This window comes from Roseovarius sp. B08 (assembly GCF_051417955.1).
In the GTDB taxonomy this organism is placed as follows: Bacteria; Pseudomonadota; Alphaproteobacteria; order Rhodobacterales; family Rhodobacteraceae; genus Roseovarius.
Genome location: NZ_JBPRLW010000001.1, coordinates 388,761 through 414,694 on the forward strand (window position 1 = coordinate 388,761; position 25,934 = coordinate 414,694).

At 65.0% G+C, this 25,934-nt stretch carries 22 protein-coding genes and 3 pseudogenes; 11 read left to right on the plus strand and 14 right to left on the minus strand.

Translation table 11 applies throughout. The annotated features are described in order from the left end of the window. Window positions 1-63: 63 nt before the first annotated feature. The 3 genes from ACSQ76_RS01950 to ACSQ76_RS01960 form a co-directional block, all read right to left on the minus strand. The gene (locus tag ACSQ76_RS01950; protein ID WP_437155243.1) at window positions 64-1,674 is read right to left on the minus strand and encodes a BCCT family transporter; all 1,611 of its coding nucleotides are present in this window, start codon (window positions 1,672-1,674) and stop codon (window positions 64-66) included. A gap of 162 nt (window positions 1,675-1,836) precedes the next feature. After that, window positions 1,837-2,541, minus strand: coding sequence for a winged helix-turn-helix domain-containing protein (locus ACSQ76_RS01955; RefSeq protein WP_437155244.1), 705 nt, complete (start codon window positions 2,539-2,541; stop codon window positions 1,837-1,839). A gap of 18 nt (window positions 2,542-2,559) precedes the next feature. Beyond that, on the minus strand, window positions 2,560-2,802 hold the full coding sequence (locus ACSQ76_RS01960) for a hypothetical protein (RefSeq protein WP_306129823.1): 243 nt from the start codon (window positions 2,800-2,802) through the stop codon (window positions 2,560-2,562). 211 nt (window positions 2,803-3,013) lie between these two features. Here ACSQ76_RS01960 and ACSQ76_RS01965 point away from each other — a divergent pair, with 211 nt between their 5' ends. The 3 genes and pseudogenes from ACSQ76_RS01965 (at window position 3,014) to ACSQ76_RS01975 (ending at window position 5,499) form a co-directional block, all read left to right on the plus strand. Then, window positions 3,014-3,544 carry a hypothetical protein gene (locus tag ACSQ76_RS01965; RefSeq protein ID WP_437155245.1) on the plus strand — a complete coding sequence of 177 codons (531 nt, stop codon included), beginning with the start codon at window positions 3,014-3,016 and terminating at the stop codon, window positions 3,542-3,544. Window positions 3,545-3,654: 110 nt separating this feature from the next. Continuing rightward, window positions 3,655-4,293 carry a ribonuclease HII gene (locus ACSQ76_RS01970; RefSeq protein ID WP_306129858.1) on the plus strand — a complete coding sequence of 213 codons (639 nt, stop codon included), beginning with the start codon at window positions 3,655-3,657 and terminating at the stop codon, window positions 4,291-4,293. Between the two features lie 94 nt (window positions 4,294-4,387). After that, window positions 4,388-5,499, plus strand: a pseudogene (locus ACSQ76_RS01975) (site-specific DNA-methyltransferase). Window positions 5,500-5,599: 100 nt separating this feature from the next. Here the strand turns inward: ACSQ76_RS01975 and rfbA are convergent. The 5 genes from rfbA to ACSQ76_RS02000 all read right to left on the minus strand — a co-directional run bounded on the left by rfbA (window position 5,600) and on the right by ACSQ76_RS02000 (window position 10,548). Next, on the minus strand, window positions 5,600-6,469 hold the full coding sequence (rfbA, locus tag ACSQ76_RS01980) for a glucose-1-phosphate thymidylyltransferase RfbA (RefSeq protein ID WP_437155246.1): 870 nt from the start codon (window positions 6,467-6,469) through the stop codon (window positions 5,600-5,602). Continuing rightward, window positions 6,466-7,347, minus strand: a complete 882-nt coding sequence (rfbD, locus tag ACSQ76_RS01985; RefSeq protein WP_437155247.1) for a dTDP-4-dehydrorhamnose reductase — start codon at window positions 7,345-7,347, stop codon at window positions 6,466-6,468. Before rfbD ends, rfbA begins: the two co-directional genes overlap by 4 nt. A gap of 55 nt (window positions 7,348-7,402) precedes the next feature. Further along, entirely contained in the window at window positions 7,403-8,446 is a 1,044-nt protein-coding gene (gene rfbB / locus ACSQ76_RS01990) for a dTDP-glucose 4,6-dehydratase (protein ID WP_437155248.1), read from the minus strand. Then, window positions 8,443-9,009, minus strand: coding sequence for a dTDP-4-dehydrorhamnose 3,5-epimerase (gene rfbC / locus ACSQ76_RS01995; protein ID WP_437155249.1), 567 nt, complete (start codon window positions 9,007-9,009; stop codon window positions 8,443-8,445). The genes rfbB and rfbC overlap by 4 nt, the downstream gene beginning before the upstream one ends. 123 nt (window positions 9,010-9,132) lie before the next feature. Beyond that, window positions 9,133-10,548 carry a mannose-1-phosphate guanylyltransferase/mannose-6-phosphate isomerase gene (locus ACSQ76_RS02000; RefSeq protein WP_437155250.1) on the minus strand — a complete coding sequence of 472 codons (1,416 nt, stop codon included), beginning with the start codon at window positions 10,546-10,548 and terminating at the stop codon, window positions 9,133-9,135. Between the two features lie 241 nt (window positions 10,549-10,789). On the opposite strand from ACSQ76_RS02000, the gene ACSQ76_RS02005 reads away from it, so the two are divergent. Genes ACSQ76_RS02005 through ACSQ76_RS02020 form a run of 4 tightly spaced genes read left to right on the plus strand, consistent with a single transcriptional unit; the run spans window position 10,790 to window position 14,689 of the window. Then, window positions 10,790-11,755, plus strand: a complete 966-nt coding sequence (locus ACSQ76_RS02005; protein WP_437155251.1) for a metal ABC transporter solute-binding protein, Zn/Mn family — start codon at window positions 10,790-10,792, stop codon at window positions 11,753-11,755. A 10-nt stretch (window positions 11,756-11,765) separates the two neighbouring features. After that, window positions 11,766-12,554: a metal ABC transporter ATP-binding protein gene (locus ACSQ76_RS02010; RefSeq protein WP_306129814.1), complete on the plus strand. Its 789-nt coding sequence runs from the start codon at window positions 11,766-11,768 to the stop codon at window positions 12,552-12,554. 6 nt (window positions 12,555-12,560) lie between these two features. Then, window positions 12,561-13,760, plus strand: coding sequence for a metal ABC transporter permease (locus tag ACSQ76_RS02015; protein WP_437155252.1), 1,200 nt, complete (start codon window positions 12,561-12,563; stop codon window positions 13,758-13,760). Then, window positions 13,757-14,689, plus strand: coding sequence for a metal ABC transporter permease (locus tag ACSQ76_RS02020; protein ID WP_437155253.1), 933 nt, complete (start codon window positions 13,757-13,759; stop codon window positions 14,687-14,689). The genes ACSQ76_RS02015 and ACSQ76_RS02020 overlap by 4 nt, the downstream gene beginning before the upstream one ends. On the opposite strand, the gene ACSQ76_RS02025 is transcribed toward ACSQ76_RS02020, so the two are convergent. Together ACSQ76_RS02025 and ACSQ76_RS02030 are read right to left on the minus strand one after the other, a co-directional pair. Next, window positions 14,686-15,408 carry a 2-dehydro-3-deoxygalactonokinase gene (locus ACSQ76_RS02025; protein ID WP_437155254.1) on the minus strand — a complete coding sequence of 241 codons (723 nt, stop codon included), beginning with the start codon at window positions 15,406-15,408 and terminating at the stop codon, window positions 14,686-14,688. The genes ACSQ76_RS02020 and ACSQ76_RS02025 overlap by 4 nt on opposite strands. Further along, window positions 15,405-15,821, minus strand: a complete 417-nt coding sequence (locus ACSQ76_RS02030; RefSeq protein WP_437155255.1) for a TIGR01244 family sulfur transferase — start codon at window positions 15,819-15,821, stop codon at window positions 15,405-15,407. The genes ACSQ76_RS02025 and ACSQ76_RS02030 overlap by 4 nt, the downstream gene beginning before the upstream one ends. Before the next feature lie 123 nt (window positions 15,822-15,944). On the opposite strand from ACSQ76_RS02030, the pseudogene ACSQ76_RS02035 reads away from it, so the two are divergent. From ACSQ76_RS02035 to ACSQ76_RS02050, 4 genes and pseudogenes are all read left to right on the plus strand, one after another. Beyond that, a pseudogene (locus ACSQ76_RS02035) lies at window positions 15,945-17,366 on the plus strand (hydantoinase/oxoprolinase family protein); the annotation flags it as partial. Window positions 17,367-17,812: 446 nt separating this feature from the next. Beyond that, window positions 17,813-17,872 (plus strand): annotated as a pseudogene (locus tag ACSQ76_RS02040) (hypothetical protein); the annotation flags it as partial. A gap of 24 nt (window positions 17,873-17,896) precedes the next feature. Next, window positions 17,897-19,522, plus strand: coding sequence for a hydantoinase B/oxoprolinase family protein (locus ACSQ76_RS02045; RefSeq protein ID WP_437158142.1), 1,626 nt, complete (start codon window positions 17,897-17,899; stop codon window positions 19,520-19,522). 69 nt (window positions 19,523-19,591) lie between these two features. Further along, the gene (locus ACSQ76_RS02050; protein ID WP_437155256.1) at window positions 19,592-19,879 is read left to right on the plus strand and encodes a hypothetical protein; all 288 of its coding nucleotides are present in this window, start codon (window positions 19,592-19,594) and stop codon (window positions 19,877-19,879) included. 20 nt (window positions 19,880-19,899) lie between these two features. On the opposite strand, the gene ACSQ76_RS02055 is transcribed toward ACSQ76_RS02050, so the two are convergent. From ACSQ76_RS02055 to ACSQ76_RS02070, 4 genes are all read right to left on the minus strand, one after another. Continuing rightward, window positions 19,900-20,910 (minus strand): cytochrome d ubiquinol oxidase subunit II, encoded by a 1,011-nt coding sequence (locus ACSQ76_RS02055; protein WP_437155257.1) that lies wholly within the window; start codon window positions 20,908-20,910, stop codon window positions 19,900-19,902. 7 nt (window positions 20,911-20,917) lie between these two features. Continuing rightward, window positions 20,918-22,294, minus strand: a complete 1,377-nt coding sequence (locus ACSQ76_RS02060; RefSeq protein ID WP_437155258.1) for a cytochrome ubiquinol oxidase subunit I — start codon at window positions 22,292-22,294, stop codon at window positions 20,918-20,920. Window positions 22,295-22,449: 155 nt separating this feature from the next. Then, window positions 22,450-23,799, minus strand: coding sequence for an aminotransferase class III-fold pyridoxal phosphate-dependent enzyme (locus ACSQ76_RS02065; RefSeq protein ID WP_437155259.1), 1,350 nt, complete (start codon window positions 23,797-23,799; stop codon window positions 22,450-22,452). 556 nt (window positions 23,800-24,355) lie between these two features. After that, entirely contained in the window at window positions 24,356-25,786 is a 1,431-nt protein-coding gene (locus ACSQ76_RS02070) for an ABC transporter substrate-binding protein (protein WP_437155260.1), read from the minus strand. Window positions 25,787-25,934 lie beyond the last annotated feature (148 nt).

The following is a 25,934-nucleotide window of genomic DNA, read 5'->3' on the forward strand; positions in this document are numbered from 1 at the left end:
TGTTTCGCCGCTCTATCGGAAAATCTGACGCCGAACGACATGGGATGCGGACCGGTGCATGCGTCAGAATTTGGACAATCCCGGGCGTTTGCCGATCGAGATATGGTCGATTTCCTCGTTGCGGAAGCCGAGGATCAGCGCGGGTATCATCAGAAACACGAGGCAGAAGATCGGCAGGCCAACAACGGTGATGACCTGTTGCAGAGCTGTGAGCCCGGCGTCGCCCGCGAGCACGATCAGCATCGCGGCCACCAGCCCTTCGGACACGCCCCAGAAGACGCGCTGCCTTGTCGGTCCGGGCTCTGGCGAACCGGTGCAGAGCATGTCGACGACCAGCGAGGCGGAGTCCGACGAGGTGGCGAAGAAGATCGCCACCACCACCACGGCGATGCCCTGAACGAGGTCGGCAAAGGGGAAGTTCTCGAAGAAGGCGAACATGGCGAGCGGCACGGACTCGGCCACTGCGTCGCTCAATACGCCGGCCTGCGCGCCCAGGGCGTCGCGGGCGGCGGCGCCGATGCCGTCGATCTCCATCGCCTGCCAGCCGAAGATCGAAAACCAGACCAGCGTGAACAGCGAGGGCGCCAGAAGAACGCCGAAGACGAATTCGCGGATCGTGCGCCCGCGCGAGATGCGGGCGACGAAAAGGCCGATGAAGGGCGACCATGTTACCGTCCAGGCCCAGTAGAAGACGGTCCAGCTGCCCTGCCAGCCCCAGCCGTCGGACTCGGGGCCGATCTCGGACAGCATGTCGTTCCAGAACGCGAGGCGCGGCAGGTTGCCAAGGTAGAGGCCGACGGTTTCGACCATGCCGCGCAGCAAAAAGAGCGTCGAGCCGCAGATCAGAACGAAGATCATCAGGCCCACGGCCATGCCGATGTTGATGTTGGACAGAAGCTTTACGCCCTTGTCGAGGCCCGCGACGATGGAACCCACGGCGACCGCCGTGAGTGTCGCGAGGATCACGACCTTGAGCATGACGCCGTCTTCCCAGCCGAACAGAGCCTCGAGACCGGCGGCGATCTGCGACGAGCCGAGGCCCAGTGAGACCGCGACGCCGAACAGCGTGCCCAGAACGGCGGCGATGTCGATCGCCTGGCCCCATGGGCCATAGATCCGGTCCTTGAGCAGGGGATAGAAGACCGAACTGACACGCACGGGCAGGTCGTAGCGGTTGATGAAATAGGCGAAAGCGAGGCCGGGAAGGGTGAAGATCGTCCAGGTGTGCAGGCCGAGGTGATAGATCGCGATGGATATCGCGTCCTGGGCTGCTTCTTCGGAATAGGGCTCGACCCCCGGCAGCGGCGGCGTGGCGAAATGGCTCATGGGTTCGGCGACGCCCCAGAACATCAGAACGGTGCCGATGCCGCCGGCGAAGAGCATCGTGAACCAAGAAAGGTTGGTATAATCGGGGCGCGAGCCGCGCGGGCCGAGGCGGATATGACCGTGACGGCTCATGGCGGTCCACACGAGGAAGCCGAGCCAGAGGTTCACTCCGAGAATGAAGAACCAGCCGAGGTTAGAGACGATCCAGGCGCGTCCGGCGGCGAAGGCGTTGCCGATGGGTTCGGGAGCGATGACCAGCGCAAGAACGAATACGAGGGTAAAGATCGCGGATACGAAGAAAATCACCGGATCGGTCTTCAGGCCCAGCCGGTCAACCCACGTATCCATATGACTGTCCCCCTGGACGTTTTTTTGTTGCTATTGAATATCCTAACGCGAGGGAAGGGCGGGAGTTCCACAACGCCCGGTGGCGCGCGCCCGAGGGCGTCGCGCGCGGGTTCGGTCGGGCGCCGCGCGGGGCGTTCGGGGGTGGCGAAAGAAGCGGGGTGGTCAGATCACGCGGATGACGTTCTTGTCGATCGCGAGCATGTAGCCGCGGCGGGCGATGTTCTTGACCAGCAGTTCCGAGACCATCTGGTTGCCCAGCGTGTCGCGCAGGCGCTTGATGCGGGTGGCGCCGGCGGCCTCTTCGCAATCTTCGGCGGAGCGGCCGGAGATCACCGCCTCGATCTCGGCGCCCGAGAGCACGTCGTCGTCCATCCGCGCCTCGGCCAGAACGGCGAGGGTTTCCATGGCCGCATCGGTGAGCTTGAAGCCCATGTTGTTGAGATAGACGGCGTTTTCCTCGCGGCTGATGAGCAGCGAACTGACCTGTATGCCGGAATGTTCGATCTGCGCGAGACGGCGGTTCATGCCGACGAGCATCACGAGGAACACCAACGCCGCCACCAGGAGGGCTGTGGCGAAGATCAGCAGCACGAGGATCAGCATCCGGTAGCTGCCCAACGTTTCCGAGAAGGCGGTGCCGGAGAGGGCGAGGATCTCCAGCAGCTTGATCTCGGCATCCGATGTGAGCGCATCGTTCTCGGCGAAGATCCGGGCGACCTTGTCGTTGAAGGCGTTGGCGTCGGGCAGGGTGAGCACCAGCAGGACGGCGGCGGCGACAAGGATCGTGACGATGGCCACGACGCCGAAGACCACGATCCGGTTGCCGGACCGGCGGGTGTCGGTGATGGTGGTCTCGAAATCCTGCACGTGCCCCGGTCTCCTGCCCTAGCCTTCGCGGACCGAGAGGACCTTGAGCAAGGTCAGGCCCTGGCTGGCAAGGCGGGCGCTCAGCTCGGCGGTGGCGTTGGCGACGGTGCAGGGCCCGCTGACCTGCGCGACCTCGTAGATCAGCTCGAACGGGGTGTCGCGCTTGGCCTTGTACTCTGCATAGCAGGCGGCCTGGGCGGCGCCGGTCGTGGCGGCGGCCAGGCCGAGCGTCACGACGAGGGGGAGGAGTGTGCGTTTCATTGCGCCAAGATGCGCGTATCCCCGCCGCTATTCAATATCCGGTCGGCGGAAACGGCCTTTTGCGCCGTGTTATCGGATAACAGGCGGGCGATATTGCCTGTCCTGGCGGGGTGGACCCATCCTTGGTGCATCGCCTGACCCGGGCCGGCACGGTGACGTCGTTTCCGGTGTCGGGGACCGATCCAGGCTCAACACGGAGAAAGGACCTGACATGACACATCGCAAGTTCATATCGCTGATACTGGCCGCGGCGCTGGCCGTGACCGGGATGACATCGGCACCGGCGCAGGCCACCGACAGGGATGTCGCCAAATGGGTCGCCGGGGCGGTCGCCCTGGGGCTGATCGGTGCGGCCATCGCCGACCAGCGCCGCGACGACAGCGCGGTGACGCGCCATCACGGCGGACACGGGCCGCGATTCTACAACGGCCATCGCCGCGGGCATGACCGGTACGACAAGCGCGGTCACCGGCGCGGGCATGACGGCTATTCCAATCGGGGGCGTCACGGCCAGCATTTTGCCCTGCCGCAGCAGTGCCGCCGCGATGTGCAGGTCCGGGGCGGCGTGCTGCGCGGATATGGGCGGCATTGCCTGCTGAACAACTATCCGCGGTTCAACGCGCTGCCGCATCGCTGCGCCGTGGAGACACGCGGGCACGGCCGGCGTGACGTGGTTTACGACAGCCACTGTCTCGAGCGTTACGGGTTCTACGACCGCAGAAGCGACAAATACCGGAAATAAGGCCGCGAGGACCGGTCGAGCAGTGAAGGGAGGCGCGCGGTTCAATGCATCCTTCGGGCGCCTCCCTTCTTTTCCTTCCATGAGAACGCTATTATTAGGGGTCCATGAGCATGACCGTGCATGGACCCCATTTTCAGTTCGAGACCGAAGCGCTGGCCGCTGGCGCGTTGCATGTGGCCGGGGTGGACGAGGCCGGGCGCGGCCCTCTGGCCGGGCCGGTGACGGCGGCGGCGGTGATTCTGGCGCCGGGGCGCATTCCCGACGGGCTGAATGATTCCAAGATGCTGACGGCGAAGCGGCGCGCGGCGCTGCACGATGCGATCCTGGAGGTGGCAGAGGTTTCGGTGGGACATGCCAGCGTCGAGGAGATCGACGAGATCAACATCCTTCGGGCGGCGCAACTGGCGATGACGCGGGCGCTGGCGGGGCTGTCGCGCCCGCCCTGCCTGGCGCTGGTCGATGGCCACCTTCTGCCGCGCGAGATGCCGTGCGAAGGGCGCGCGATCATCAAGGGCGACGCGCTCTGCCTGTCGATTTCGGCGGCCTCGATTGTGGCCAAAACAAGGCGCGACCGCATCATGTGGGATTTGGCGCAACAGTATCCCGGCTATGGCTGGGAGACCAACGTGGGCTATGGATCAAAAAGCCACATGGCGGCTTTGCAAAATCTTGGTGTGACCCCACACCATAGACGTTCGTTCCGGCCGGTCCACAATATATTGTATCAAGAGAAAAACATAACCGACTGATTCAAAAAAGAAATTGACCGCGAATCCGCTTTGACTCATCCTTGGCCTCAACGACCAGAGCGCACAACAAGGCGCCGGGACAGAGGCAGAAAAGATGACGACAAAGACCAAGAAGGGCGTGCAAACGCTCCCGTTGAATACTGTCCTTGGTGGCGATTGTATCGAGGTCATGAACGGCCTGCCGGAAGGCAGCGTCGACCTGATCTTTGCCGACCCCCTTACAACCTGCAACTGCGCGGTGACCTGCACCGGCCGGACAACAGCCAGGTGGACGCGGTCGACGACGCGTGGGACCAGTTCGCCAGTTTCGAGGTCTACGACCGCTTCACACGCGACTGGCTGAAGGCTGCGCGGCGGCTGCTGAAGCCCAATGGTGCGATCTGGGTGATCGGATCCTATCACAACATCTTCCGGGTCGGCGCGGCGTTGCAGGATGCGGGCTTCTGGATCCTGAACGACGTGGTGTGGCGCAAGTCGAACCCGATGCCGAATTTCCGGGGCAAGCGGCTGACCAACGCGCATGAGACGCTGATCTGGGCCAGCCGCGACGAGGCGGCGAAATACACGTTCAACTACGAGGCGCTGAAATCGCTGAACGAGGGCATCCAGATGCGCAGCGACTGGGTGCTGCCGATCTGCACCGGGCATGAACGCCTGAAGGGCGAGCAGGGCGACAAGGCGCATCCGACGCAGAAGCCCGAGAGCCTGTTGCACCGGGTGCTGCTGGGCACGACCAATCCCGGCGATGTGGTGCTGGACCCGTTCTTCGGCACGGGTACCACCGGCGCCGTGGCGAAGATGCTGGGGCGCGAGTTCATCGGGATCGAGCGCGAGGAAGCCTATCGCAAGGTGGCCGAGAAACGGCTGGCTTCGGTGCGCAAGTACGACCGCGAGGCGTTGCAGGTCAGCACCAGCAAGCGCGCCGAGCCGCGCGTGCCGTTCGGGCAGTTGATCGAGCGCGGTATGCTGCGCCCGGGCGAGGAACTGTTGAGCATGAACGGGCGTCACAAGGCCAAGCTGCGCGCCGATGGCACGCTGGTGGGCGATGACGTCAAGGGCTCGATCCACCAGGTCGGTGCGGCGCTTGAGGGCGCGCCCAGCTGCAACGGCTGGACCTACTGGTGCATCAAGCGCGAGGGCAAGCCGGTCTCGATCGACGTGTTCCGGCAACAGATCCGGGCCGAGATGGCCGATCGCGCCAACTAGAAGTTTCCCAGAATTCAAGAACACCGCCGGTGCCTGTGGCCTGACACACGGCACTCACCTTGCCCCCGCCCCTGACGGCGGGGGCTTTTTTTGTGCGAGCCTACACCAGTCTTCTGAGGTAGGTGCCGTAGGTGGTCTTTTTGAAAAGCTTGGCGCGGGCTGCAAGCTGGCCCTTGCTGATCCAGCCTTTCTCAAAGGCGATTTCTTCGGGACAACCGACCTGCTGGCCCTGCCGTTCGGACAACGTGCGCACGAAGTTGCCCGCATCCAGAAGCGAGCCGTAGGTTCCGGTGTCGAGCCAGGCATAGCCGCGGCCCATTTGCTGAACGTTCAGCAGACCCTCGGCGAGATACATGTCCAGAAGCGAGGTGATTTCCAGCTCGCCGCGTTCGGACGGCTTCACCCGGGCCGCGCGTTCCGGCGCGGTGCCGTCAAGGAAATACAGGCCGGTGATGGCATAGTTCGAGGGAGGCCTGGCAGGCTTTTCGATGATGGTCTTTACCGTGCCGTCGGGGGCGAAATCGACCACACCGTACCGTTCGGGATCGGCGACGCGGTACCCGAAGACGGTGCCGCCGGTTTCCTGCGCGCTGGCCTCGGCCAGTTGATCGGGCAGACCGTGGCCGAAAAAGATGTTGTCGCCCAGCACCATTGCCGAGGGCGCGCCGTCGAGGAAATTTTCGGACAGGACATAGGCCTGGGCAAGCCCGTCCGGCGAGGGTTGCTCGATATAGGTCAGAGCAAGACCCCATTGAGCGCCGTCGCCCAGCGTGCGCTGGAACTGGGCCTTGTCTTCGGGGGTGGTGATCACCGCAATCTCGCGGATGCCGGCCAGCATCAGCACCGAAAGCGGGTAATAGATCATCGGTTTGTCGTAGACCGGCAGCAGCTGTTTCGAGACCCCCATCGTGATGGGGAGAAGCCGCGTACCGGAGCCGCCGGCGAGGATGATGCCTTTACGTTTCGTCACGTTCGTGTTCCTGCATTGCGCACATCTCGGGCCTCCATGAGGGTTTTCAGGATATCCTGCAACCCGATACGCCAGTCGGGGCGGGGCAGATCGAATGCGTCCTTGGTTGTGCTGCAATCGAGCCGGGAATTCAATGGCCGGGCGGCGGGCGTGGGATAGTCGGTGGTCGGGATGCCAGTCACTTTGCAATCAAGTCCAGCGGTCTCAAAGATTGCACGGGCGAATTCGGCCCAGCTGACATCCGGCGCACCGGAGAAGTGATAGGTGCCGGAGGCCGACGGATCGGTGCGCAACACTTGTGCGATGCGAAGGCAAGCGGCGGCGATATCGCGTGCCGGGGTTGGCCCGCCGACCTGGTCAGCGACGATGGTCAGCGCCTCGCGCTCGGCCCCCAGGCGGAGCATCGTCTTGACGAAGTTCGACCCGTGCGCTGACACCACCCACGATGTGCGCAGGATGGCGTGGATGCCGCCGGCGGCGCGCACCGCATCCTCGCCCGCCAGCTTGGTGCGGCCATAGGCGTTTTGCGGAGCAGGCGTGTCCGACGGCAACCAGGGGCGATTGCCGGAGCCGTCGAAAACATAGTCGGTCGAGATGTGCACGAAGGGGACACCCAGCTGGGCCGCCGCCTCGGCCATGCGGCGCGGGGCGGTGCCGTTGATCGTATGGGCCAATGCCTCTTCTTCCTCGGCGCGGTCGACCGCGGTATAGGCCGCGGCGTTGATGATCACGTCCGGGCGATGCGCAAGGATCGCGGCGCTACAGGTGTCCGGATCGGAGAGGTCGGCCTGATCCCGACCCAGGAAAAACGCGTCGGGGGCCGCGCGCCGCAGTTCGGTCGCGACCTGGCCGTTGGTTCCAAATACGAGAATCTTCATGTGTCCTGTTTCATGGCGTCGCAGATTGCAGATCCAGCCCGGCCGCGGAACGCGTTCATTTCGCGACCCCAAGGCGTTCGCCGACACCCTGCCGGCCCTGTAACGCGCGCCACCATGCTTCGTTATCGAGATACCATTGAACGGTCCGTTCCAGCCCCTCTTCGACCGTAACGGAAGGACGCCAGCCCAGTTCCTTCCTGATGCGGGTGGAATCTATGGCATAGCGCGCGTCATGACCGGGCCGGTCGGTCACAAAGGTGATCTGATCGGCATAGGAGCCGCTTTTCTTTGGGCGTTTGCCGTCGAGAATGGCGCAGAGCGTGCGGACCAGTTCGAGGTTCGTGCGCTCGTTCTCGCCGCCGATGTTGTAGCTTTCGCCCACCGCGCCGTTTTGCAGCACGGTCAGCAGGGCATCGGCGTGATCGTCGACATAGAGCCAGTCGCGCACGTTGGAGCCGTCGCCGTAGATCGGCAGCGGCTGACCCTCAAGCGCGTTGAGGATAATCACCGGGATCAGTTTTTCCGGAAAATGGTAGGGTCCGTAATTGTTCGAGCAGTTGGTGAGCACCACCGGCAGCCCGTAGGTTTCGTGCCAGGCGCGCACGAGGTGGTCCGAGGCCGCTTTGGATGCCGAGTAGGGCGAGCGCGGGTCGTAGGGTGTGGTTTCGGTGAACTTTCCGGTGGGCCCCAGCGAGCCGAAGACCTCGTCCGTCGAGATGTGGTGGAAGCGTAAGGTTTCGGGGCGGCCCCGTGCCTCCCAGTAGGCGCGGCAGGCTTCCAGCAGGGTGTACGTGCCCATGACGTTGGTGTCGATGAAGGCGCCGGGACCGTCGATGGAGCGGTCGACATGGGATTCAGCGGCGAGATGCATGATGGCGTCCGGCCGATGATCGGCCAGAGCCTGGTCAAGCGCCTTCCGGTCGCGGATATCGGCCTTTACAAAACTGTAGCCGGGGTCGGACGCGACGGTTGCCACATTTTCCAGACACGCGGCATAGGTCAGCGCATCGAGGTTTACCACCGCGTGCCCGCGTGCGATGGCCAGGCGCACCACAGCCGAGCCGATGAACCCGGCGCCGCCGGTCACAAGCAGCTTCATTCAGGGCCCTCCCAGATGAAGGGGCTGTCGAATTCGGCCAGACGTGGCGCGGCCGCGTCCTTGTCGGACAGGATCGCGTCTCCGGAAAGGTTCCAGTCGATGCCGATATCGGGATCATCGAACAGGACCGCGCCATCGCATTCGGGCGCATAGTAATCGCTGCATTTGTAGACGATCTCGGTGTCCGGCTCGCGGGTGGCGAACCCGTGCAGGAAGCCCTCGGGCACCAGAAGCTGAAGCCCGTTCTCGAAACTCAGGTCGTAGCCGACCCACTGGCCGTAGGTGGGGCTGCCCTTGCGGATGTCCACGGCCACATCGAAGAGCCGGCCGCGCCCGCAGCGTACCAGCTTGGCCTGCGCGTGGGGGGGCGACTGAAAATGCAGGCCGCGCACCGTATCGGTCTGAGCCGAAAGCGAGTGGTTGTCCTGGACAAAGTCGATTCGAATGCCGTGTGCCGCGAGCGTCTTGCGGTTCCAGCTCTCGCTGAAGAACCCGCGCGCGTCGCCGAAACGGGGTGGCTCGAGCAGCAATACGCCCGGTAAGGCAGTTTCGGTGATGTTCAAAGGGTGTCTCCGGTCGACGTCGCGCCGGTAGTATCAGCCGACAGGGGCCTTGTCACGAGGCCCGCTTTGCAGCCAGACAAGACAGACGCTGCCCGGAGAATCCTTGCGCCCGAGCGGGTTGGGTCATGAGCGGGCGTATACGTCCTCGTACCGGATAATGTCATCTTCGCCCAGGTAACTGCCGGTCTGGACCTCGATGAGGACCATTGGCACCTTGCCGGGGTTTTCCATCCGGTGCACCGCGCCAAGCGGGATGTAGACGGACTGGTTTTCGGTGATCAAGTCTTCGTTGCCGTCGATCGTCACCTTGGCCGTGCCCTGAACCACGACCCAGTGTTCGGAGCGGTGGTTGTGGCTTTGCAGGCTGAGCGCCGCGCCGAGATGCACGAGGATGCGCTTGACCTGGAAGCGTTCACCGATGGCGAGGCTTTCGAACCAACCCCACGGGCGGTGGTCCTTGGGAAACTGCGTTGCTTGCACCGCGGACTTCTTCTTGAGCGCGTCGACGGCTTTCTTCACCTCCTGCGCCTGCGAGGCGTGGGCCACCAGAACCGCATCGGGCATGGCGACGGCCACGATATCCTTGAGGCCGATTCCCACCAGTTCGAGCCGGTCGGATTCAGAGCGCAGGAGTGTATTCTCGCATTCCAGCGCGGTGGCGGAGCCACTGGTGGCAACGCCGCGATCATCCTTTTCGCTTTCACGCCAGATCGCGTCCCAGCCGCCAAGATCCGACCAGCCATGCGAAAGAGGCACCACCGACAGGTTCTCGGACCGTTCCATGACCGCGAAGTCGATCGAGATATCCTCGGCACGCGCCCAGGGCTCGGGCGCAAGCCGCAGGAAGCCCAGGTCGGGCATTGCGCCCTCAAGCGCCGCGCGGACGGGTTCTAACAGGTTCGGCGCGCTGGCAGCGAAGGCGGCCAGGATATCGCTGGCGCGGAACAGGAAGATTCCGCCGTTCCAGAGGTGACGGCCGTCCGCCACCATCTCGGCCGCACGGGCGGCGTCGGGTTTCTCGACAAAGCGCGAGAGTGCAACGGGATTGGTTCCGTCCGGCTCCTCGGCGAGCCGGAGGTAGCCGTAGCCGGTTTCGGCGTAGCTGGGCGTGATGCCGAAGGTGACCAGATCACCTTTGAGCGCGGCCGGGAGGCCGGCTTGCACGGCGGCGCGAAATGCGTCGGAGTCGTTGAACGCGTGATCGCAGGGCGCGACGAGCATCAGGCCGTCAGGATCGGTTCGAGACACGAGAAGCGCGGCGGCAAGGATGGCCGGGGCGGTGTTGCGACCCTCGGGTTCGAGCATGATCGTGCCAGGGTCGATACCGACGCCCTGCAATTGTTCCGCGACGATGAAGCGGAAATCCGAGGCGGTGACCACCAGAGGAGCGGCGTAATCCGGCCCCGACAGACGCTGCGCTGTTCGTTGAAAAAGGGTTTCCTGGCCCCAGATCGGCGCAAACTGCTTGGGGTAGGATTTTCGGCTGAGCGGCCAAAGTCGCGTCCCGGAGCCGCCGCACAAAAGCACTGGTGTGATCATGTCGCCTTGCCTTTTGTCACCGTCAGAAAAGACTTTCAGTTCGCTCTTACCGTGCGAAGTGTCACACTTACAGAAAGAATTTTCGCGCTTTCCGATTACGACGGCGCTTGCTTCGGTCCTTTCAGACGGTTCCGCCATGCCGGTTCGGCATGGTCTGACACGAAAAGTCGGGCGATGAATTGACTTTTTGAGAATGAATTGCATATTCATTTTAAGAAGCCTGCAAGAGGAGCTTTCCGCGATGCGATTGTCTCGCCGAGATTTGCTGATCACGTCCTTGTCTGCCGCGGCCTTGGCCGCAGCGCCGCTGCGGGCTCAGGACGCACGGTTGTCGGTGGTGGCCACGACCGGGATGATCGCCGATGCCGCGCGACGCGTGGGCGGGGAGCATGTAGAGGTCAGGGCGCTGATGGGGCCCGGCGTGGACCCGCATTCCTATCGCCAGACCCGCACCGACATCCAGGCGGCGATCCGGGCCGACGTGGTGCTGTGGCATGGTTTGTACCTCGAGGCCCAAATGGAGGAGTTCCTTCTGAAGCTGGGCGAGCGTGGTACGGCAGTGCCGGTGGGCGAAAGCGTGCCGCCGGAAATGCGGATCGCGCACGAGGACTATGCGGACAAGTTCGATCCGCATGTATGGATGGTTCCGGAACTGTGGAGTCATGTGGTGACAGGCGTGCGTGACGTTCTGAGCAGGGCGGCTCCGGACCACGAAGCGGCGTTTGCCGAGAACACGGCCACGTACCTCGAGGACCTTCGCGCCCTCGGCACCTATGCCAGGACCGTGCTGGCCAGCGTGCCCGAGCCTGCGCGGGTGCTCTTGAGCGCGCATGACGCCTTTGGCTATTTCGGCAAGGCCTACGATTTCGAGGTCGTCGGCATCCAGGGTATCTCGACCGAATCGGAGGCCGGCCTGAACCGGATCAGGACGTTGGCGGACATGCTGGTCGATCGCGGGATCGGCGCTGTCTTCGTCGAGACATCGGTCAGCGACCGCAATGTGCGGGCGTTGGTCGAGGGTGCGGCGGCGCAGGGCCACGAGGTGCTGATCGGTGGCGAGCTCTTCTCGGACGCGATGGGCGAACCGGGCACGTATGAAGGCACCTATATCGGGATGATCGACCATAACGTCACCACCATTGCCAGCGCGCTTGGCGGCGCGGTGCCGGAGCGCGGCATGCAGGGCAAGCTGGCGGCAGGAAGCTGAGGCGTCGGGCATGGAACTTGTCACCCCGGAAACCGGGACCGAAGACCGCGCCCTGCTGGAGGCCAGCCCTTTGGCCGTGCGCGGGCTGACGGTATCCTACGGCGAAAAGCCGGCGGTGTTCTCTGTCGACGCGACGTTTCAGCCGGGGGTCATGACCGCCATCGTCGGCCCGAACGGGGCCGGCAAGTCGACGATGCTCAAGGCCGCGCTGGGGATCGTGACGCCCTTGTCCGGGCGGGTCACGGCCTGGGGCGCGCCGCTGGACAAAATGCGGGACCGCATCGCCTACGTGCCCCAGCGCGCAAGCGTGGACTGGGATTTCCCGACCCGGGTGCTGGACGTGGTGATGATGGGCCAATACCGGCAGCTTGGGCTGTTGGGCCGGGTGCGGACAGAGCACATGCGCACCGCGCTGCACTGTCTTGAGCGGGTCGGCATGGACGGGTTCGCCGACCGGCAGATCGGCCAGTTGTCGGGCGGGCAGCAGCAACGCGTGTTCCTGGCCCGGGCGCTGGCGCAGGATGCCGACCTATACCTGTTGGACGAGCCTTTTGCGGGGGTCGATGCGGCGACGGAAACGGCGATCATTTCGGTCCTGAAAGCGTTGCGCGATCAGGGCAGGACGGTGGTCGCGGTGCATCACGACCTGTCCACCGTGCCGGACTATTTCGACCGCGTCTTCGTCATCAACACCAGCAAGGTGGCCGAAGGGCCTGTGTCCGAGGCGTTCACCCGTACCAACCTGCAGGAGGCCTATGGCGGGCGGCTTGCCGCGGCGCAGATGGGGGCCTTGGGTTAAGGCGCGATGGTGTGGGAGGCGCTGACACTTCAGCTGGGATACAACGCCACGCTGGTGACGCTGGGTGCCGCCTTGCTTGGCATGGCGGCGGGGGCAACGGGGACGTTCCTGTTCCTGGGCAAACGCGCGTTGGTCAGCGATGCGATCAGCCATGCGACCCTGCCGGGGGTTGCGCTGGCTTTCGTGGTGATGGTGGCGCTGGGTGGCGACGGGCGGGCCCTGCCGGGGCTGCTGGCCGGGTCGGCCCTGTCGGCGGCGGTGGGCCTTTTATGCGTCAGTGGCCTGACCAACCGCACGCGCCTGTCCGAGGATGCGGCCATCGGTGCGGTGCTTTCGGTATTCTTCGGTTTCGGGATCGTCCTGCTGACCGTGATCCAGTCGATGACCGCCGGGCGGCAGGCGGGGCTGGAGAGCTTTCTGCTGGGCTCGACCGCCGGGATGCTGTTGCAGGACGCGGTGGTGATCGCGGCCGGTGGCGCCGTCGTGCTGTTGCTGGTCGTGCTGTTGCGCCGGCCGATGACCATGGTGGCCTTCGATCGGGAGTTCGCTGCGGGTGCGGGCATGAACGTGCCCCGGATCGAACTGGCGATGATGGGGCTGGCGCTGGCGATCACTGTCGTGGGGCTAAAGATCGTGGGGCTGATCCTGATCGTCGCCTTGCTGATCATCCCGGCCGTTGCGGCACGATTCTGGAGCGACAGGGTGGGGCAGGTGGTGATCCTTGCGGGCCTGATCGGCGGCGCGTCGGGTTATATCGGCGCGGCGCTGTCCGCGACCGCGCCGGCGCTGCCAACCGGGCCTATCATCGTGCTGGTGGCCTTCGGCCTGTTCACCCTGTCGCTGTTCGCCGCGCCCAACCGGGGGGTGATGGCCGCGTTGCTGCGGCACCGGCGCTTTCGGGCGCGGGTGCATGTGCGGCAGGGCCTGCTGGCGCTGGCGCAGGCGCAACCGATCTACGAGGGGCTGACGCTGCGGCTGATGCGGCGGCGCGGGCTGATCCGGGCGGATGGTGTGGCAACCGACCTTGGCCGGATCGAAGCCGCGCGGGCGCTGAGGGACGAGCGACGTTGGCAGGTGCTGCGCTCGGACCCGGCGCACGAGGAGGCGGCGGCGAGCTACGACGGGTTGACGCCGCTTGACGACGTGCTGACGCCCGACCAATTGGCCGCGCTGGACAGCGGGCTGCGCCCGAAAGGGGTGTCGTGATGGGTGAGGAATTCGTTGTCCTGTCCCTGCCGCCGATGCTGATCGGGATTTGCGCGGCGGTGGCCTGCGCCATTCCCGGCAACTTCCTGTTGCTGCGGCGGCAGGCGTTGATCGGCGACGCGATCAGTCATGTCGTCCTGCCGGGGATCGTCGTTGCGTTCCTGCTGACCGGCGTGGTGGCGGCATGGCCGATGATGCTGGGGGCGGGGGCCGCCTCGCTTGTGGCTGTGGCCCTGATCGAGGCGATACGCCGGCTGGGTGGCATCGAGCCGGGCGCCGCGATGGGCGTGGTCTTTACCGCGATGTTCGCAGGCGGCGTGTTGTTGCTGGAACAGTCCGACACCTCGTCGGTGCATCTGGATGTGGAACACGCGCTTTACGGCAACCTGGAAAGCCTGATCTGGCTGGATGCCCGCGGTTGGGGCTCGCTGCTGGACATGGCGGCGTTGCGGGGCCTTCCGCCGGAGTTGCCGCGCATGGCATTGACGCTGGCGTTCGTCACGGTGCTGACCTGGGTGTTCTGGCGGCCGCTGAAGCTGTCGACCTTCGACGAGGGATTCGCCCGCACGACGGGTCTGCCCGTGGGCGCGATCGGGCTGGGACTGGTCGTGGTGGCCGCCATCGCGGCGGTGGCGGCGTTCGATGCGGTCGGCTCGATCATCGTGATCGCGATGTTCATCTGCCCGCCTGCTGCCGCCCGCATGATGACGAACGGGCTGGAGGCACAGGTGGCGTGGTCGGTCCTGTTCGCGGTGCTGTCGGCAATCCTGGGGTATGTGCTGGCAGGCTACGGGCCCCTGTGGCTTGGCTTCGACGACGCGGTCAGTGCGGCGGGGATGATCGCCACGGTCTCGGGCGTGATCCTGGCGCTGGCGGCCGTCTTCGGGCCGTACCGGCACCGGAGCGGCGCACGTGCGGAACCCGCCTAGCCCTCGGACAGCCCCATTGCCTTGCCGAGCGCAGCAAGACCCTGCCCGACAAGCTCGGCCGGGTCCAGTGCGGTCGCGGGAACGCTCTGAGCCTCGAGCGCGGTCATGTGCGGGGCCGGTGTGGCGCTGATGACAAGAACCTCCTGCCCCAGCCAGTAAGGCCGCGTCGCCGCCAGTTCCGCCCCCAGAAGGTGCCCCGTCAGCGCGGCGTGGTCCCCGGCGATTTCGGCCTGCCGCAGGTGCGCGGCGAGGCGTTCGGGGCGGCTGAGCGTGTCGGCCAGCGCATCGGCATCCACCGAAGCGGCGCCGCCGAGCGCGGTCACGAGGCGCGGGGTCAGGACCGTCTGGGCGCTGACCGCCTCGTCCGCGCTGATGTGGATCCAGTGGGTCACGTCGCCTTGCGTCGCGCAGATCACCCCGTCCCAGTGCGGGCGGCTTGCCAGTGCGCCGGCGATCCAGAGGCGGACCGATGCGCCGATGATGTCTGGGGGCGCGACCTGTTCCAGCGCCGGCAGGCCGCTTGTGCCTTGCGGCAGGATGGCGGTGGGCAGGCGATCGGGCGGGCCGTCGCCCAGCCGTAACATCCGCGGCGCATCGCCGAGATCGGCACGAACGGCGTCTTCGGTCCGGGCACTGGCCTGCCGCTCGATGCGGGCGCCGTCGAGCAGATAGCCAGCCGTTCCTGGAATTTCCGGGATCAGTGCGATCCAGCGGGTCATCGTGCCTGCATCTGGCGCACCAGCGGGCCGACGTCATAGCCGGCCTTGCCTGCGCGGGCGATGATCTCGTCATCTTCGCGCCGGCCATGTTCGACCGCCGCCCAGAGCATGGTGCATCGCGTCCCGCTGCGGCAGTAGGCGAGGATCGGCTTCGGCAATTCCTTGAGAGCCTGATCGAACGCGGCCAGGGCGTCGGGCGTGATCATGCCCGAAGTGATCGGCACGCAGCGCACCTCGAGCCCTTCGGCCCGGGCGGCGGCCTCGATCGCATCGAACTCGGGCTGGCCCGGCTCCTCGCCATCCGGACGATTGCAGAGGATCGATTGAAATCCCGCACCGGCGATTTCCCTGATATGGTCGGCGTCGATCTGCGGCGAGACTGCGAATTCCTTGGTCAGGGGGCGAATGTCCATGGTCTGGCTCCTGTTCGGGTCGTGCCCATATGGACAAAAACCCGGCGCAAGATCAATGCCCGCTTCGTTGACATTCCCGGGGCGCGGCCCAAGGGTGCAGGGCGAAACGGGGAGCGTGCGAAGATGGGTCATTGGGAATTCTGGATCGACCGGGGCGGGACGTTCACCGACGTTGTGGCGCTGGACCCGGACGGTGCGGTGCATACCCACAAGCTGTTGTCCGAGAATTCCGAACGGTATCGCGATGCCGCCGTGCAGGGCATTCGCGAGATGATGGGCGTCGACGGGGAATTCGCAGAGGGCTCGATCCACGCGGTGAAGATGGGCACCACGGTGGCCACCAACGCGCTGTTGGAGCGCAAGGGCGAGCGGGTGCTCCTGGTCATCACCAAGGGGTTCCGCGACCTGCTGAAGATCGGCTACCAGGCGCGGCCGCGGCTCTTCGACCTGGCCATCAGGCGGCCCGACTTGCTGTATGAAGATGTGGTCGAGATGGACGAGCGGCTGGATGCCGAGGGCGCAGTCGTGCGCGACCTTGACGAGGTGCCGGTGCGCGAGGCGCTGCAGGAAGCCTTTGACGCGGGCATCCGGGCCGTGGCCATCGCCGGGCTGCACGCCTACCTCAACCCCGATCACGAGGATCGCGTCGCCGACATGGCGCGGCAGATCGGCTTCACCCAGGTTTCGACCAGCGCCGATGTCTCGCGCCTGGCCAAGCTGGTGGGTCGGGGCGATACCACTGTGGTGGATGCCTACCTGTCGCCGATCCTGCGGCGCTATGTGGATCAGGTGGCCGATGCGCTGGATCTGGGACGTGCGTGCCAACGCCTGCTGTTCATGCAATCGAGCGGCGGGCTGACCGAGGCGCGGCGGTTCCAGGGGCGCGACGCGATCCTGTCGGGGCCTGCGGGCGGGATCGTCGGCATGGCCGCCACGGGCGAGGCCGCCGGGTTCGACAAGCTGATCGGGTTCGACATGGGCGGCACGTCGACGGATGTCAGCCACTATGCCGGCAGCTACGAGCGATCCTTCGAGACCGAAGTGGCGGGCGTGCGGATGCGCTCGCCGATGATGGATATCCACACCGTAGCGGCGGGCGGCGGCAGCATCTGCAAGTTCGAGGATGGCCGGTTTCAGGTCGGCCCTGAAAGCGCCGGCGCCGATCCCGGCCCGGCCTGCTATCGCCGGGGCGGCCCGCTGGCGGTGACAGATTGCAACGTGATGCTGGGCAAGCTCAACCCCGAGCATTTCCCTGCCGTCTTCGGGCCCGACGGCGACGCGCCCCTCGATGCCGAGGTGGTGCGCGAGAAATTCGCCACCCTTTCCGAGACCGTCGCGCAAGAGACCGGCGCGGCGCCGCGCAGCCCCGAGGATATGGCCGAGGGGTTCCTGCGCATCGCCGTGGACAACATGGCCAATGCCATCAAGAAGATCAGCGTGCAACGCGGTCATGACGTGACGGGATACACGCTGCAATGTTTCGGCGGTGCGGGCGGGCAGCATGCCTGCCTGGTGGCTGACGCGCTGGGGATGACGCGGGTGATGATCCATCCCTATGCCGGTGTGCTTTCGGCCTTCGGCATGGGGCTGGCCGAGATAAAGTCGATGAAGGAGGCGCAAATGGATGTGCCTCTCGATCGGATCGAGACGGCGCTGGCCCGGGCGCAGGACATGGCCGAGGATGCCTCCGCCGAGGTCGAGGCACAGGGCGGCACCGAGGTTGCGGCAACAAAGCGGCTGCATCTGCGCTACGATGGCTCGCACCGGGCGCTGCCTGTCGAGGCAGAGACCGAAGACGATGCGCGGGCTGCTTTCGAGACGGCGCACAAGGCGCGGTTCGGTTTCGCCTCGCCCGACCGGGGCGTGGTGATCGAGATGATCAGCGTCGAGGCCACCGGCAAGAGCGGGGTCACCCCGCGCCGCCGGTGCCACAGGGCGACGGGCAGGCCATCGCGCACGTGCCGGTCTATACGGACGGTGAATGGCAGGACGTGCCGATCCATGACCGCGGGACGCTGGGCGCGGATTCAACGGTCAAGGGCCCGGCCATCATCACCGAGCCCACTGGCACCAACATGGTCGAACCCGGATGGGCGGCGCGGGTGGACCGGCTGGGAAACCTGATCCTTGACCGGGTCGAGACCAAGGCGCGCGAGCATGCGGCGGGCACACAGGTCGATCCGGTGCTGCTGGAGGTGTTCAACAACCTGTTCATGTCGGTGGCCGACCAGATGGGGGCGACGCTGGCCAACACGTCCTGGTCGGTCAACATCAAGGAGCGTTTGGATTTCTCCTGCGCGATCTTCGACGCCAAGGGGGACCTTGTGGCCAATGCACCGCATGTGCCGGTGCACCTTGGGTCGATGTCCGACAGCATCAAGACGGTGATGCGGCTCAATCCCGATGTGAAGCCGGGCGACGCCTACATGCTCAACTCGCCCTTCAAGGGCGGCACGCACCTGCCGGATGTGACGGTGGTGACTCCGGTCTTTATCGAGGGCAGTCCGGTCTTCTGGCTGGGCAGCCGGGGGCACCATGCCGATATCGGCGGGCGCACGCCGGGCAGCGCCCCGCCTGACAGCCGCCACATCGACGAGGAGGGCGTGCTGATCGACAATGTCAGGCTGCTGGCCGAAGGCGAGTTCCAGTTGGGCGAGGCCGAGGCGGTGTTGTCCTCGGGCAAGTACCCGTGCCGCAACATTCCGCAGAACCTGGCCGACCTGCAGGCGCAGGTGGCGGCGAACGAAACCGGGCGGCAGGAGCTTTTGAAGGTTGTCGACCAGTTCGGCCTGGACGTGGTGCAGGACTATATGCGCCATGTGCAGGACAATGCCGAGGAAAGCGTGCGGCGGGTGATCGACAAGCTGACCGACGGGCAATTCACCTATCCGATGGACCACGGCGCGACGATCGAGGTGCGCGTCAGCGTAGATCGGGCCGCGCGCGAGGCGACCATAGATTTCACCGGCACGTCGCCCCAGCACGCGGGCAACTACAACGCGCCGCAGTCGATCTGCCGGGCTGTGGTGCTCTATGTGTTCCGCACGATGGTCGGTGCGGATATCCCGTTGAACGAGGGGTGCCTGAAGCCGCTGAACATCGTCATCCCGGATGGTTCGATGCTGAACCCGGTTTATCCGGCGGCGGTGATCTCGGGGAATACAGAGGTCAGCCAGGCGACCTGCAACGCGCTTTACGGCGCGCTGGGGGTCATTGCGGGGTCGCAGGCGACGATGAACAATTTCGTCTGGGGCAATGACGATTTCCAGAACTACGAGACCATTGCAGGCGGCACCGGGGCCGGGCCGGGCTTCGACGGCTGCGACGCGGTGCAAAGCCATATGACCAATACACGCATGACCGACCCCGAAGTGCTGGAAAAACGCTTTCCTGTGCGGCTGGAGGCGTTCACGATCCGCCCCGATTCAGGCGGTGCGGGCAAGTGGCGCGGCGGGCATGGCGTCTATCGTACCATGCGCTTTCTTGAGCCCGTGACGGTGACGACGCTGAGCAATCACCGGCTCATTCCGCCCTTCGGCGGTGATGGGGGCGACCCCGGAGAGGTCGGGCGCAACTGGGTCGAGTTGCCGGACGGCACGGTGCGCGAGATGGCGGGCAATGACGAGGTCGACCTGCCCGAAGGCGCGATCTTTGGCATGGAGACGCCCGGCGGTGGCGGATGGGGCGACCCCTCTGCATGAACTCGCGAGGCGTGTTATAGTCGGGTTTCGATGGTTGCCGACCGGCAACGCAAGGGAGGAGCGAAACCGATGACGGACAAGGACGCCTATACGAAGAAACTCGAAGCCCAGATGAAGGAGTGGCAGGCCAACATCGAAAAGATGCGCGCGCAGACCGAGACGGCGCAGGCGGATGCGCAGGTGCAGTACGAAGCGCACCTGAATGAGCTTCGTGCACGGCGCGACGAGATGCAGGTCAAACTGGACGAGTTGCAGCGCAACCAGTCGGCGGCGTGGAATGACGTCAAGGCCGGTGCCGACAAGGCCTGGGACGACATGTCAAAGGCGATGCAGGATGCGTGGAAGCGGTTCGGCTGAACCGCTAGACGCTCCGCGCCTCAGTCATAGCGCAATTCCGTCGCCTTGCCGCGGAAGATCACGTAGGACAGAACCGTGTAGCCGATGATCATCGGCAGGACCACAAGCGTGCCGACGAAGATGATCATCAGGCTTTCCGGTGCGCTTGCGGCCTCGAATATGGTCAGGCGATCCGGCACAACGTAGGGGTAGAACGAATACGCCATGCCGATGAAGCCCAGCGTGAACAGCGCGATCGTCAGGACGAACGGCGCGGCGCAGAGCGCGTCGCTTTCGCGCGGCAGGCTGCGCAACAGTCCCCAGAGCAGGAAGATCAGGCCCGCCGAGATCACGGGCAGCGGTACGAGGAAGTAAAGTTCGGGCAGCGTGAACCACTTGTCGAAGATCCGGCGGCTGACGAAGGGCGAGGCCAGCGATATGGCACCGAGCCCCAGAACCACACCCCAGATCCCGCCCTGCGCCCATTGGATCGCCTTGACCTGCAGTTCGCCCTCGGCTTTCAGGATCATCCACGCGGCCCCGATGAAGGAATAGGCCACCGTCAGGAAGACAGCCGTGAGCGCCCCGAAGAACAGGGTAAAGGGTGTCATCTCGAGGCCCATGACGTAGAGCCCCAGCATGAACCCCTGGGCCAGCGACGCCATCAGGCTTCCGATCCAGAAGGACAGGTCCCAGAGCCGCTTGCGCCGGGCCGGGGCCTTGGCGCGGAATTCGAACGCCACGCCGCGCAGGATCAGGCCCACCAGCATGATGGCGACCGGCAGGTAGAGCGTTGTCAGGATCACGCCATGCGCGGTGGGAAAGGCCACCAGCAGGATGCCGATGGCCAGAACCAGCCAGGTTTCGTTGGCGTCCCAGAACGGACCGATCGAGGCGACCATCCGGTCTTTTTCGGCCTCCGTGGCGAAGGGAAAGAGCACCCCTATCCCGAGGTCGAAACCGTCGAGGCAGACATAGATCAGGATCGACAGGCCCATCAGGCTGGCGAAGGCCAGCGGCAACCAGATCGCGGGGTCTCCGAACATGTCCATGCGTCTACTACTCCGCCGGTGTGGGGTTCAGGCCCGGCAGGTCGGGGCGACCACGCTTTTTCGCCTGCCGCCCGACGGAGGCGAGGTAGTAGAGCACGCCGATAAACGCCAGCAGCAGACTGGCATAAACCGAAAGGTAGATGACCAGCGTCGTTGCCACCATCGGTGCGGGCACTTCGGCCACGGCTTGTTCGGTCGTCATCACGCCGCTGACCAGCCACGGCTGACGTCCGATCTCGGTCGTGTACCATCCCGCGAGCGTGGCGACCCAGCCGGAAAAGGCCATCGGCACCAGCGCCAGCAGCAGCGGCTTGGGCAAGCCTTCGGGGCCGCGCCGTCGGAACGCCATGAATCCCACCGCGGCCCAGCTGAGCAGCAGCATCGCCATGCCGGTGCCGACCATGACGCGGAAGGCGTAGAACACCGGCGCGACCGGCGGGTGAAGAGGGGTGCCGTCCTCTGCGACAAAGTCGTTGAGGCCCGGAATTTCGCCGTCGGCATGGTGCGTCAGGATGATCGACGCAAGGTTCGGGATGCCGATCTCTGCACGGTTTTCGCGCGCGATCTCGTCCGGGATCGCGAAGAGCAGAAGCGGGGCGTTGCCTTGGGTCTCCCAGTTGCCCTCCATCGCGGCCACCTTGGCGGGCTGGTGTTCCATCGTGTTGAGCCCGTGCATGTCGCCCGCGAAGATCTGCATCGGGATCAGCAACGCGCCGAGGCCGAGGCCCGTGACGAGCGAGACGCGCACGTCTGCGCCCTTGTCCCCGCGCAGCCAGCGCAGGGCGGAAAGACCGGCCAGCAGGAACGCGACCGTCAGGCCCGAGGCCAGCAGCATATGCGTCAAGCGGTATGGCATCGAGGGGTTGAAGATGATCGCCCACCAGTTCGTCGCGTGGGCCACGCCCTCGCGCATCTCGAACCCCGCCGGCGTGTGCATCCAGCTCGACAGGACCAGGATCCAGAAGGCTGACATGGTCGTGCCGAACGCCACGAGGAACGTGGCCAGCGTGTGCAGCCAGCCCGGAACGCGGCTCATGCCGAAGAGCATGATGCCGAGGAACACGGCCTCGAGGAAGAAAGCGGTCATGACCTCGTAGGCCAGGAGCGGCCCGGCGATGTTGCCGACAGTTTCCATGAACCCGGGCCAGTTGGTGCCGAACTGGAACGACATGGTGATCCCCGACACGACACCAAGGCCGAAGGTGAGTGCGAAGACCTTGACCCAAAAGCGGTAGGCATCCATCCAGCGTTCCTCGCCGCTGCTGTTGAAGCGCAGCTTGAAGTAGAAAAGCACCCACCCCAAGGCGATGGTGATCGTCGGGAACAGGATGTGAAACGAGATGTTTGCACCGAACTGGATGCGCGAAAGCAGGAGTGTGTCCATGGCCCTCAGATTGACAGGTTGCGACGGGCGACAGCGACCGCCACCGATCAATCTAGGGCCGCATACGCGAATATCCGCCCAATGCGACCAGAAAGCGCAGCGGTTTCGGGAACCCTGGGCGCGGGCGCCGGGTAGCGGCTTGCCAAATGCCGCGATCAGGCGGCGGCGAACCCGGTATCCAGCGCCGACAGGATGCGGTCGACCTCTTGCTCGGTGATGATCAGCGGGGGTGACATCAGCAGGTTGTTGCCCCCGATCCGGACCATCGCGCCGGCCTCGTACGTGGCCTTGTGAACCCGCTTGACCGTTGTTGCGTCCATCGGGGTTTTGGCTGCACGGTCGCTGACCAACTCGATGCCGGTCATCAGGCCGTGTCCGCCCCGGACATCGCCAATGATGTCGTGCTTTTCCATCAGGTTCCGAACACCATCGTAAAGCTGCGTGCCGCGGGCCGCGGCATTGGTCTTGGTATCCAGCCGCAGAGTTTCCGAAAGGCAGGCCACGACCGCGGCGGCCCCGACCGGATGGGCGGAATAGGTGTAGCCCGTCCAGATCGCGCCGCCTGCATCGGCGGTCTCGAACACCTCCGCGACCGGCTCGCTCAAGAGGACGCCGCCCACGGGGAAGTATGCGCTGGTGATGCCCTTGGCGACGGTCATCATGTCGGGCTTCACCCCCCAGTGCCGCGCGCCCGACCAGTCGCCGGTGCGCCCGAAGCCGCAGATCACCTCGTCCGAGATCAGCAGGATGCCGTAGCGGTCGCAGATTTCGCGCATGTGCTTCATGAAGCTGGCGTCGGGCACGATGACGCCGCCCGCGCCCTGTATCGGCTCCATGATGAAGGCGGCGATGGTGCCGGGGTCCTGGAACTCGATCTCGTCCACCATGGCGGCGGCGATTTTCTCGGCCAGCCTGGCGGGATCGGTTTCGTGGAACGGATTGCGATAGGTATACGGGCTGGGCAGGTGGAAACAACCGGGCAGAAGCGGCTCGTAGGTGATGCGGAAGCGGTTGTTGCCGTTGACCGATGCGCCGCCCCAATGCGTACCGTGATAGCCCTTTTTAAGTGACAGGAACTTGGTGCGTGTGGGCTCGCCCCGCAGCCGGTGATATTGCCGCGCCATGCGCAGGGCCGTGTCGACCGCGTCGGACCCGCCCGAGGTGAAGAAGACGCGCGCCATGCCGTCCTCGGCAAAGAATTCCTGCACCGCATAGGATGCTTCGATCGCGGGCGGATTGGTGGTGCCGGCAAAGGCCGAGTAGTACGGCAACTGCCACAGCTGATCGGTGATCGCCTGTTTGATGGCGTCGTTGGAATAGCCCAGGTTCGTGCACCAGAGGCCACCCACGGCATCGACCACGCGATGCCCGTCGATATCGGTGATCTCGACGCCCTCGGCGCTCTTGATGATCGTCGGGGCGTGCTCCTGCTGCTCTCCGGGGTGGCCCATCGGATGCCACAGGTGTCGCGCGTTCATCTCGCGCAGGAAATTGTCGTCTTTCATGAAAGCCCCCGTCGCTGAGTCGCGGATTTGATCAAACGTGGCACCGGGGCGGGCGGCTGTCCAGAGACGCCGATAGGACCCCGTGCAAAAGAAAGGGGGCCGTTGGTTCGGCCCCTCATTCCCTCCTGCCGCGTTGTAGGATCACCGTGCCGGGCTTTTGCTTTCCTGTCCGGCGACGGTCTGCCGCGATTTGCTGGTCGCGGAATGCTTTATCGAGTGTGCTGGAACGGCGCGGCGTACGGCATGGGCGAAAATGCCCCAGCGGGTCGCCACGGCCGCGATCATGATGTGCGCCCCGCGTGTCGACGCGGTTCCGATATGTTGAAGTGCCACAGTGCCGTTCGCAACACGGCGTCCCCCGATACCGGCACGGATCCGATCCCCTGTCCCCGTGCGTTGGAATGCAGTTTTACAAGGTATAGGCGAAGCGATTCGCGGCGGTCAATATTCGCTGATTCGTTTTCACACGGCTTTTCGCTAAGCCCCGAAACCGACTCGATAAAAAAATCTCGGCGCACGGGCAATGCCGCCCGTTTCAAAGCGGTTTCGGGCACGTTCAGGTGTCGAGCCAGACGTTTTCGAAATGCATGAAGCCGGACTGGTGCACCTGATCGTTCTTCACATGCGGGGCAAAGTGCTTGGTTCGGTTGCGCCAGAAGGGCTGTATGATGACGCCGTTTTCCTGAAGGCGGGCTTGCAGCCTGGCGGAATACTCGCGCCGTTCATCTGCGTCGAAAACCCCCACGGCCTGTTCCAGCAGGGCATCGAATTCCGGGTCGGAATGCCCGGATTCGTTCCACGCCGCGCCCGATTTGTAGGCCAGCGCGAGCACCTGCACACCCAAGGGGCGCGGGCCCCAGTTGGTGGTCGAGAAAGGGTATTTCGTCCAGTCGTTCCAGAAGGACGAGCCGGGAATGACGGTGCGCTTGATGTTGAAACCAGCCTCGCGCAGCATCGCGCCGATGGCGTCGGCGGTCGCCGTGCGCCAGTCGCCACCGATCGAGATCAGCTCCAGCTCGGTTTCGCCGTGCCCGGCGGACCTCGCCAACGCGATGGCTGCGGCGGGATCCGGCGCTTTTCTGGGGAGCGCCGCATATTCCGGGTGGAAGGGCGCGACATGGTGGTTCTCGGCGGTGATGCCGTCACCGTTGATGCCCAGTTGCAGCGCGATTTTGTTGTCCACCGCCATCTGGACGGCATTGCGCAGCTGCTTCGAGCTGTAGGGCTCGGTATCCATGCGCATCCGGGCCACGATGGTGTTGGCGGTGGGCATGGTGCTCTTGACGAGGCCAAGATCGTCCAGCGCGTCGATGAATTCCGGCGTGGTCTCATCGTTGACGTCGATCTTGCCGCTTTCGAAGGCTGCGACGATGGCCGCTTCGTCGGTGCCGAAGTCGATGAACCCGACCCCGTCAAGATAGGCCTCGCCGCCCCACCATTCACCGTTCTCGCGGCGCTTCACCTCGGCACCGGTGCCGATATCCATTGAGACCAGTTCGAAGGGGCCGGTGCCGATGGGGTTGTGGACAAGGTCGGCCTCATCGCCATGGCTGCGGTGCACGATGAGAGCGGGATAGTCGGACATGCTGGCGATGAGCGAGATATCGGGGCGGGGCAGGTGCAGCTTCACCGTATGATCGTCGACCTGCTCGATCACGCCATCGGCCAGTTGCCCCGACTCCGCGTCGATCAGCGAGGCCATGCGGCCTGCCATGGAGTTGCCCTCGACCGACATGTCACACCAGCGGGTGATGTTGTGGATCACGTCCTCGGCGGTGAAATCGTCGCCGTTGTTCCACGTCACGCCCCGGCGCAGGTTGAGGGTGTAGCTCTGCGCGTCGTCCGACACGTCCCAGCTGTCCAGCAGAAGACCGGTAAAGCTGTAGTCGGCGTTCCAGCGCACCAGCGGTTCGCAGAACTGGCGGGCGAGGTTGCCTTTCTCGGCCCAGTCGTACTTGCGCGGATCGGTGATTTCCAAGACGCGCATGGCGACACGCAGTACGCCCCCTTTTTGCCGTCGCCATCCTGTGCCATCGCGGGCTGGGCCCTGCCCAGAAGGCCGTAAGCGGCGGCCGCGCTGGCGCCGAAGGTCGAGGCAAGCGCGATGAATTCGCGGCGGTCCACTTTTCCGGCGC

Excerpts from the sequence above, each read along its gene's own strand:
- ACSQ76_RS01950 (WP_437155243.1), bottom strand. The coding sequence starts at position 1,674 with ATGGATACGTGGGTTGACCGGCTGGGCCTGAAGACCGATCCGGTGATT.
- ACSQ76_RS01960 (WP_306129823.1), bottom strand. The coding sequence starts at position 2,802 with ATGAAACGCACACTCCTCCCCCTCGTCGTGACGCTCGGCCTGGCCGCC.
- ACSQ76_RS01965 (WP_437155245.1), top strand. The coding sequence starts at position 3,014 with ATGACACATCGCAAGTTCATATCGCTGATACTGGCCGCGGCGCTGGCC.
- ACSQ76_RS01970 (WP_306129858.1), top strand. The coding sequence starts at position 3,655 with ATGACCGTGCATGGACCCCATTTTCAGTTCGAGACCGAAGCGCTGGCC.
- rfbD (WP_437155247.1), bottom strand. The coding sequence starts at position 7,347 with ATGAAGATTCTCGTATTTGGAACCAACGGCCAGGTCGCGACCGAACTG.
- rfbB (WP_437155248.1), bottom strand. The coding sequence starts at position 8,446 with ATGAAGCTGCTTGTGACCGGCGGCGCCGGGTTCATCGGCTCGGCTGTG.
- ACSQ76_RS02000 (WP_437155250.1), bottom strand. The coding sequence starts at position 10,548 with ATGATCACACCAGTGCTTTTGTGCGGCGGCTCCGGGACGCGACTTTGG.
- ACSQ76_RS02005 (WP_437155251.1), top strand. The coding sequence starts at position 10,790 with ATGCGATTGTCTCGCCGAGATTTGCTGATCACGTCCTTGTCTGCCGCG.
- ACSQ76_RS02010 (WP_306129814.1), top strand. The coding sequence starts at position 11,766 with ATGGAACTTGTCACCCCGGAAACCGGGACCGAAGACCGCGCCCTGCTG.
- ACSQ76_RS02015 (WP_437155252.1), top strand. The coding sequence starts at position 12,561 with ATGGTGTGGGAGGCGCTGACACTTCAGCTGGGATACAACGCCACGCTG.
- ACSQ76_RS02025 (WP_437155254.1), bottom strand. The coding sequence starts at position 15,408 with ATGACCCGCTGGATCGCACTGATCCCGGAAATTCCAGGAACGGCTGGC.
- ACSQ76_RS02030 (WP_437155255.1), bottom strand. The coding sequence starts at position 15,821 with ATGGACATTCGCCCCCTGACCAAGGAATTCGCAGTCTCGCCGCAGATC.
- ACSQ76_RS02045 (WP_437158142.1), top strand. The coding sequence starts at position 17,897 with ATGGTCGAACCCGGATGGGCGGCGCGGGTGGACCGGCTGGGAAACCTG.
- ACSQ76_RS02050 (WP_437155256.1), top strand. The coding sequence starts at position 19,592 with ATGACGGACAAGGACGCCTATACGAAGAAACTCGAAGCCCAGATGAAG.
- ACSQ76_RS02055 (WP_437155257.1), bottom strand. The coding sequence starts at position 20,910 with ATGGACATGTTCGGAGACCCCGCGATCTGGTTGCCGCTGGCCTTCGCC.
- ACSQ76_RS02060 (WP_437155258.1), bottom strand. The coding sequence starts at position 22,294 with ATGGACACACTCCTGCTTTCGCGCATCCAGTTCGGTGCAAACATCTCG.
- ACSQ76_RS02065 (WP_437155259.1), bottom strand. The coding sequence starts at position 23,799 with ATGAAAGACGACAATTTCCTGCGCGAGATGAACGCGCGACACCTGTGG.
- ACSQ76_RS02070 (WP_437155260.1), bottom strand. The coding sequence starts at position 25,786 with ATGCGCGTCTTGGAAATCACCGATCCGCGCAAGTACGACTGGGCCGAG.